The sequence below is a fragment of the Paenibacillus sp. 01L418 genome, assembly GCF_056400045.1.
On sequence record NZ_JBFTSN010000323.1, the window covers coordinates 1 to 7,434 of the forward strand.

Annotated in this window: 4 protein-coding genes; all 4 read left to right on the forward strand. The window is 46.1% G+C overall.

What is annotated here, in order from left to right; genetic code table 11:
* A partial coding sequence (locus tag AC1DSE_RS26300; RefSeq protein ID WP_477528433.1) for an alpha-galactosidase occupies positions 1–803 on the forward strand: 803 nt, incomplete at its 5' end.
* 152 nt (positions 804–955) lie between these two features.
* On the forward strand, positions 956–2,026 hold the full coding sequence (gene hflK, locus AC1DSE_RS26305; protein ID WP_441876455.1) for an FtsH protease activity modulator HflK: 1,071 nt from the start codon (positions 956–958) through the stop codon (positions 2,024–2,026).
* Positions 2,023–2,889, forward strand: a complete 867-nt coding sequence (gene hflC, locus AC1DSE_RS26310; RefSeq protein WP_339204548.1) for a protease modulator HflC — start codon at positions 2,023–2,025, stop codon at positions 2,887–2,889. Before hflK ends, hflC begins: the two co-directional genes overlap by 4 nt.
* Positions 2,890–3,167: 278 nt before the next feature.
* On the forward strand, positions 3,168–7,434 hold a 4,267-nt coding region (locus AC1DSE_RS26315), incomplete at its 3' end, for a glycosyl hydrolase 53 family protein (protein WP_477528434.1).

Below are 7,434 nucleotides of genomic sequence, written 5' to 3' on the forward strand. Positions count from 1 at the left end.
TTGTAGAGCAGGGCTTTGATTATGTTAAGCTGGATTTTCTGACGCATGGCGCAATGGAAGGCGTATTCTATGACCCCGATATAAGAACAGGAATACAGGCGTACAACAAAGGTATGGCTTGTGTACGTGAGACACTGAATCCTGAGAAAATTGGCAGACCGTTCTTAATTAATCTGTCTATTGCTCCGTTATTTCCGCATGGCTATGCACACAGCCGCCGTGTATCCTGCGATGCATTCGGAACGATCAATGATACCGAATATATGCTTAACGCGTTAACGTATGGCTGGTGGATTAACGATAGCTTGTATCGTTTCAACGACCCCGACCATGTTGTCCTCTACAAAAGCGACAACCAGCGTGCGATTAGCGAGCATGAAGGGAGAAGCCGTTTGAACAGTGCGGTGATTGCGGGTACCTCGCTTCTGCTCGGCGATGATTACCGAATGGAGGAGGCAGCGCGGCGGGCCAAGGAATGGATGACAAATCCAGAAATCATGGCGTTAGCTAAACGAGGTGTAACCTTCCGTCCAGTTGAGTGCAGCAGTGGGAACAAAAGTGAAAATCTGTTCATGTTGCGAGCAGAGGAAGGGACTTACGTCGCTGCTTTTAATTTCGAAGTAGAGAAGGAAAGCTTGTTGCACGCATCATTTGCAAGAATGGGCATAGATTCCTCTAAGGGGATAGTCGTTCGGGATTTGTGGAGTGGACAGGAGGGGCAAGCCGTGACAGAGGGCGACGGACACCACATTGAGCTGGCACCATCGGAGTCTAAGCTGCTGCTCTATGTACAGGCGCAATAGCGACTAAAATGGATTAATAGCAAGTAAAATGCAGGAAATGAGCTATTTAATACGAAAGCTAAGAAAAATATGACAAAATCGGTTACTTTTTCATCGTTTTCGCGTATTATCCCCTATAGCCATATAAAAGATGCTTGGAAGGGGAGATTTCTTTGAGCTTTACAGATCAAAATCAGAACCTAGGCGAGAATCACAGTATGAGCGGTCGAAGGCCGCCAGAGCTAAAGCCAAGTACGGTTAAAAAAATCGTATTCGGTATCGTCGCCGCAGTTATCGTCATTTATTTAGGAACAACCTCCTTTTACACAGTACAGGAGCAGGAACGGGCAGCCATTTTAACCTTTGGCAAGTATTCGAATGAAACTTCAGCAGGTTTGCATTTTAAATGGCCTTATCCGATTCAAGATGTCAAAATTGTAAAAGCGGAGCTGACACAGCGGATTCATATCGGTTATCGTCAAGTGGGCTCTGAAGCCATTCCAAATGATGATGAAGCGATGATGATCACGGGTGATGAAAACATCGTTTCCGCGGATGCGGTTGTACAATGGAAGATAAGCAACATTCATGATTACTTATACAATATTTCCGATGCGGAGCAGTTTCTGCGAAATGCAGCAAGCTCCTCGATTCGTGCAGTAATCGGCTCGGAGAAGCTTGATTACGCCATTACTGACGGTAAGACAGTCATCCAAGACAAGGTTCGGGAGAAGCTGATTGAGCTGCAGTCCAAGTACAAAACCGGCATACAAATCATTGATATTAAGTTCCAGGATATCGAGCCGCCAAGCGGTCAAGTGGCTGAGGCCTTCCGTGAGGTAACGAATGCACGCGAGGAGAAAAATACAAAAATTAATAACGCTGCGAAGTACGAGAATGACCGTATTCCGAAAGCGCGCGGTGAGGCGCAGGCGCTTCTTGAAAATGCCGAAGGACAGAAGAAATCTCGGATTCTGAACGCCGAGGGTGACGTTGCCAAGTTTAATGCAATATTCGGCGAGTACAAAAAAAATCCGAATGTTACCCAAAGTCGTTTGGTGCTGGAGACGCTTGAAAAAATATTGCCAAACGCGAAAATCTTTATTACGAATTCGAACAGCGATACCGTAAATTATTTGCCGCTAAATGAATTGCTGCGCAGCGGTAGCGGCAGCACGACGACTCCGCCGGTAACAACGCCGCCGCCAGTCACAGAAGCTCCGCAAGGAGGTGACGCACAATGAAAAGAAACCAATGGTTAACAATTATAGTTGTGCTGATTGTTGTCATACTGGGCTCAGGCTCGATGTATATCGTGAAGGAAGGCGAATATAAGGTTGTGCTTCGATTTGGTGAAGCGATGAGAGCTGTGCCAGAGCCGGGCCTTAAATTTAAGCTTCCGTTTATTGAGAACGTATCGACGCTGCCGAAATATCAAATGACATATGAAAGCACGCCGACGACGATTCTAACGAAGGATCAGAAGCCGATCGTAGTAGACAATTATACGGTATGGCGCATCACGAATGCATCACAGTTTTTAAGAACGGTGCAGTCGGTCAGCGGCGGTATACAACGGATCGATGAGGCCGTGTACAACTCTGTTCGCCGTAAGCTATCAGAGGTCAACTACGATAATATCATTAGTGAGAACACAGCGCGCGGCAATATTAACGATGAGATTACGAAGGATGTTGTGTCTGCGTTGACTCGTGATAATTATGGTATTGAGGTTATCGATGTTCGCATTAAACGTACCGATTTGCCGGAAGAAAACAAGCAAAGCGTATACAACCGGATGATTTCAGATCGTCAATCGATCGCAGCACGCTACTTGTCCGAAGGTGATGAGGAGTCGCGAAAAATTACTTCCAAAGCGGATCGTACAGCTACGGAGCTATTAGCGCAAGCGCAGGCTGATGCCAAAAAAATCGTCGCTGAGGGCGAGCGTGAAGCAGCCGTTATTTATAACAAAGCATACGGCAGCGACCCGCAGTTCTACAATTTCTATCGGACTTTGGAGAGCTATGCGACGACGTTGAAAAACGAGCCAGTCATTATGATGCCTATCGATTCACCTTATGCAAAAATATTATTAGGTCAATAACCGGAAATCCCCTTCGCCTCAGCGTTGGGGATTTCTTTTTGTAAAGGCCAGCTAACGGCATTTTGAGAGTGAAAACTCAAAATGCTGTTTTTTTGTATAGAAAAGGCTATCAAACCTGCATAAATATTGCATTTGTACTGCTTGTAGTATACTTCAAATCCTTTAAAGTTAAAGAGGTAATATCTCATAAAGCGATTTTCATTGCCATAAATGACAGCGCTTTATTTGGTTCGTGTTTGACGAAGGGGATCAATAACAGGGATGAAGGGGTGAACCAATTGAGTAGAAGAAGCAGTAAAAAGGGCATTAGTATTTTTGTTATGTTTTGTATCGTATTGGGGTTGTTTACAGGTGTTCATAGGCCTGTAGTTTATGCAGCAGGCACGCCGATTATTGTGCCAAACGGAAGCTTTGAGAGTGATCTTGCTTCGTGGAATACATCGTTTACACCGGGTGAAGGAACGACGCCGATTACGATTCAGGGAAGCTGGATTCCAACCGGAGGCGGTACCAAACGATTGGATTATTGGAGCGCGTCAGCTTATACAGCTAACACGCATCAGACCATTACTGGTTTGAAAAATGGTTCCTACACGTTATCCGCATGGGTAGAGCGCGGAGCAGGATTTAATGAGAGCTATATGTATGCCAAAGACACGGGACTTGCTGAAGTAAAAGCAAATGTGCCGGAGAGCAGCACATGGGTACAAATCAGCATGCCATTAGTCGTTGCAAACAACCAGCTGACATTGGGTTTCTATGCGGATGGCAATGCAAACAACTTTATGGGCGTTGATTTGATTACGCTCGTCTTGGATGAAGCTGCTCCGGCAAAAGCTCTTGAAAATACGAGCTTTGAGCATGATTTAACAGGATGGGAGACGAGCTTCGGGCCAGAAGGCAGCGAGACGCCTATCTCTATTAAAGATTGGACTCCTGAGAATGGTGGCACGAAGCGTCTGAACTACTGGAGCGCTAACGCTTATACAGCGGATACGTTTCAGACCGCAACGGGGCTGGAGAACGGTACCTATACGTTATCGGCTTGGGTTGCAAGAGGCGACGGCTTTACACAAAGCTATATGTACGCGAAAAACACGGGAAGAGCAGAAGTGAAGGTGAATATTCCGGTCAGCTCATCCTCGTGGACCAAAATTAGCTTACCAGTCGTTATTGAAAACAATCAGGTTACGATCGGCTTTTATGCAGACGGAGCTGCAGACAAATGGCTTGGTGTCGATCTGATTTCACTGGTTAAAGAAGAGGAAGCCCAGCTGGAGCCTGTTGGCGTAGCAATTGGCAATCAGGGCTTCGAAGCGGAAGAACCAGCTCAGGTCATCAGCTCCTGGTCAGAGGAAGGCGATATGGACGCTTCCTATACGGAAGCACCGGGCTATTTAAGCAGCTATGGCTTAACGCATTATTCTGATCACGATTATAAGGTGACTACCTCCCAGACGATTACGGGACTAGAGAACGGGTATTACACGCTGACAGCATGGGCGCAAAATGGCGGAGGCCAGCATGCGAGCTACATATTCGCCCGTGACCATGGCACCTCGGAGGCGAGAGCTGCGGTACCGATCGGCAGCACCTGGACAAAGGTGTATTTGCGCGGCATTCAGGTTACGAATGGAACAGCGACGATCGGTTTATTCTCAGATGCAAAAGCAGGCAACTGGACGAAGCTTGATTTTGTCGAGCTGGTGAAGGATGACCAGCCGTATAAATTTCTCAAAGGCGGCGATGTCTCAGAGCTTACTTATGTAGAATCGCAAGGCGGCAAATTTTACGACAGCAAAGGATATGAGAAGGATTTATTTCAGCTGTTGAAAGAAAACGGCCACGATATCGTACGTCTGCGCGTCTATAATGAGCCGGGCAAAGGCCATGGCGACGGCAGCTATTACCGTCCAGCAGGCATCATGGATAAGGCGGACATTCTGAAGCTTGCCAAACGTGCAAAAGCTGCAGGTTTGCAAATTCAATTGTCCTTCCACTATAGCGATTACTGGACGAACGGCGCTACACATAATATTCCTAACGCATGGCAAACGGCGATTAAGGATTTGGCAGACGATGCTGCAAAGGTGACTAAGCTGGAGGAGCTTTTGCGTGCATATACGCTAGACGTTATGGAAGCAATGGTAGACCAAGGCACGACGCCGGAGTTCGTGTCATTAGGCAATGAAATGCAATCGGGTATTTTGTTTCCTTACGGCAGAGCATCTGGAGGGAGCTGGGCTAATCTAGCAAGATTCCTTAAAGCCGGAGCGGAAGAGGTTAAGAAGGCTTCTCCGACCTCAAAGGTCATTCTGCATTTGGATGACGCAGGCAACACGAGCAAATATGAAAACTTTTTTGATGAGATAGAGGCAAGAGAGGTCCCTTATGATATTATCGGACCGTCCTATTATCCGTTCTGGACGGATGACACGATTGAACAAATCGTTGCGTTTTGTAATTATTTCAGCAAAAAATATGATAAAGATATTATGATTATGGAGACTGGATATAACTGGAATCCCACGCTGCCAAACGGCACTATAGGCCAGCTAAACGATAACGGACCATACCCAGCAGATACGAGCTCTCCACAAGGGCAAAAAGAATTTATGATTAATTTATTCAACGGTCTGAAGAGCATAGATAATGGCAGAGTTATCGGCGATCTATATTGGGACCCGATTATGATTGCTGTGCCGGGTGTAGGCTGGGCAATTAAAGAAATTGACGATCAACCCGATTTGAACGTGGTGTCAAATACGACTTTGTTTGATTTTGATGGCAAAGCATTGCCCGCTCATGATGCCTACAAGCAAAATACGGAAGGGTCGACGCTTGGACATATTTCGGGTGTTGTGCGAGGCGCGCTTGGCAAAAGCATCGCTCATGCGACGATAGCTGTTGATGTAAATGGTACGATGTTGACGACAAAATCGGATGCAGCTGGGAACTATTTCATTCCGGATTTGCCAATCGGCAAAGCCTATACGATTACAGCTGCAAAAAGCGGGTATGAAGGCGGAAATATTTCCGTTAACCTCATGGAACCGGGTACTTTCACGTCGAATCAGAATATTGCAATGATCGGCGGCGCTATTACGGGAACCGTTAAGGATCAAAACCATAATGCGGTTATTGATGCGAAGGTAAGTACGATGATTGATGGCGTTGTATACAGCGTAGTTACGGATAGCTCAGGTCAGTATACGCTTGCTGATTTGCCTGCTGCCACAAACGTGACTGTGACGGCTGCTAAAGAAGGTTATGTTAGTGAGAGAGCTGTCAACGCTTCGATAGCAATTGGGTCGACGACTTCGTCGATTGATTTATCTTTAGCATTAAATTCAGGCACGATAGCAGGTACAATCATTGGAAGTGACAAAGCACCAATCGATAAAGCACAAGTTAGCGTTACTGCAGCAGGTAAAGTGTATTCCGCATTGACCAATGCAGCTGGTGAATATCGACTAGTGAACATACCTGCGGGAATCAACTATAAGGTCATTGCCATAAAATCAGGTTATTTAAATGCAGAGTCATCCCCTGTTTCGGTTAAAGTTGGCGAAACGACTAGTGATGTTCATTTGACGCTATTGAATAATCTTGGGGCGATAACAGGTATCGTATTAGACAGCTCATACTCGCCTGTTGAAGATGCGACGGTCATTGCAGTTAAGGGTGAGAAAACCTATACCGCAAAGACGAATGCAGCGGGACAATATGTACTTGCTGATGTATTAGGCGGCAATGGTTACGCCGTTTCGGCAAGCAAAGAAGGATATTTAAACGGCTCGGCCTCAGCGGTTGATGTTACGACTCGTCAGACAACAAAAGCTGGCAACATCATTTTAGCTGCGAAAATACCGTTAATAAATGCTGGTTTTGAGCAGCAGGGTGCCGATAAATATACTCTTCCAGGGTGGAACATTACGGGAACAGCAAATGCAACCTTTGCTTCGAAAGATAATCCTAAGGATGGAAGTTATGTACTAAATCTTTGGCATGCGGGAGCCTATGAATCGGATGCTAATCAGACGATTACAGGGCTTGCAAACGGTTATTATACGGTTTCAGCATGGTTCTATAATGGCGGTGAGCAGAAGGAATATTATATGTACGCCAAGGACTCGAAAGGTGAGCTGGCACGTCTAAATATTCCAAAAACAAATGCAATGACGCCATTCAGCATGGTTGTGAAGGTAGAGCGCGGGGAGCTGACGTTAGGCTTCTACGCAAACGCGAATGCAGGAAACTGGGCTTTAGTTGATGCGGTTGCAGTAGGTTTTCTAGGTGAAGGAACCGGTGCGATCAGCGGTGAAGTGCAGGATGCAGCAGGCAACAAGCTGGCGGATGCTGCCTTAAAAACTGTCATTAAAGGAGTAGAATATGCGGCAGTTTCAAGTGCGGCAGGTGAATTCACCTTATCAGATATACCGCAAGGATCGGGTTATTCTATTGCTGTGAGTAAAGCAGGCTATATAACGAGATCAGTAACTGGGATTGCTGTAACCGATAAGCAGGTGACATCTGGAGTAACGA

Coding starts and splice junctions, on each gene's coding strand:
- hflC (WP_339204548.1), top strand. CDS start 2,023: ATGAAAAGAAACCAATGGTTAACAATTATAGTTGTGCTGATTGTTGTC.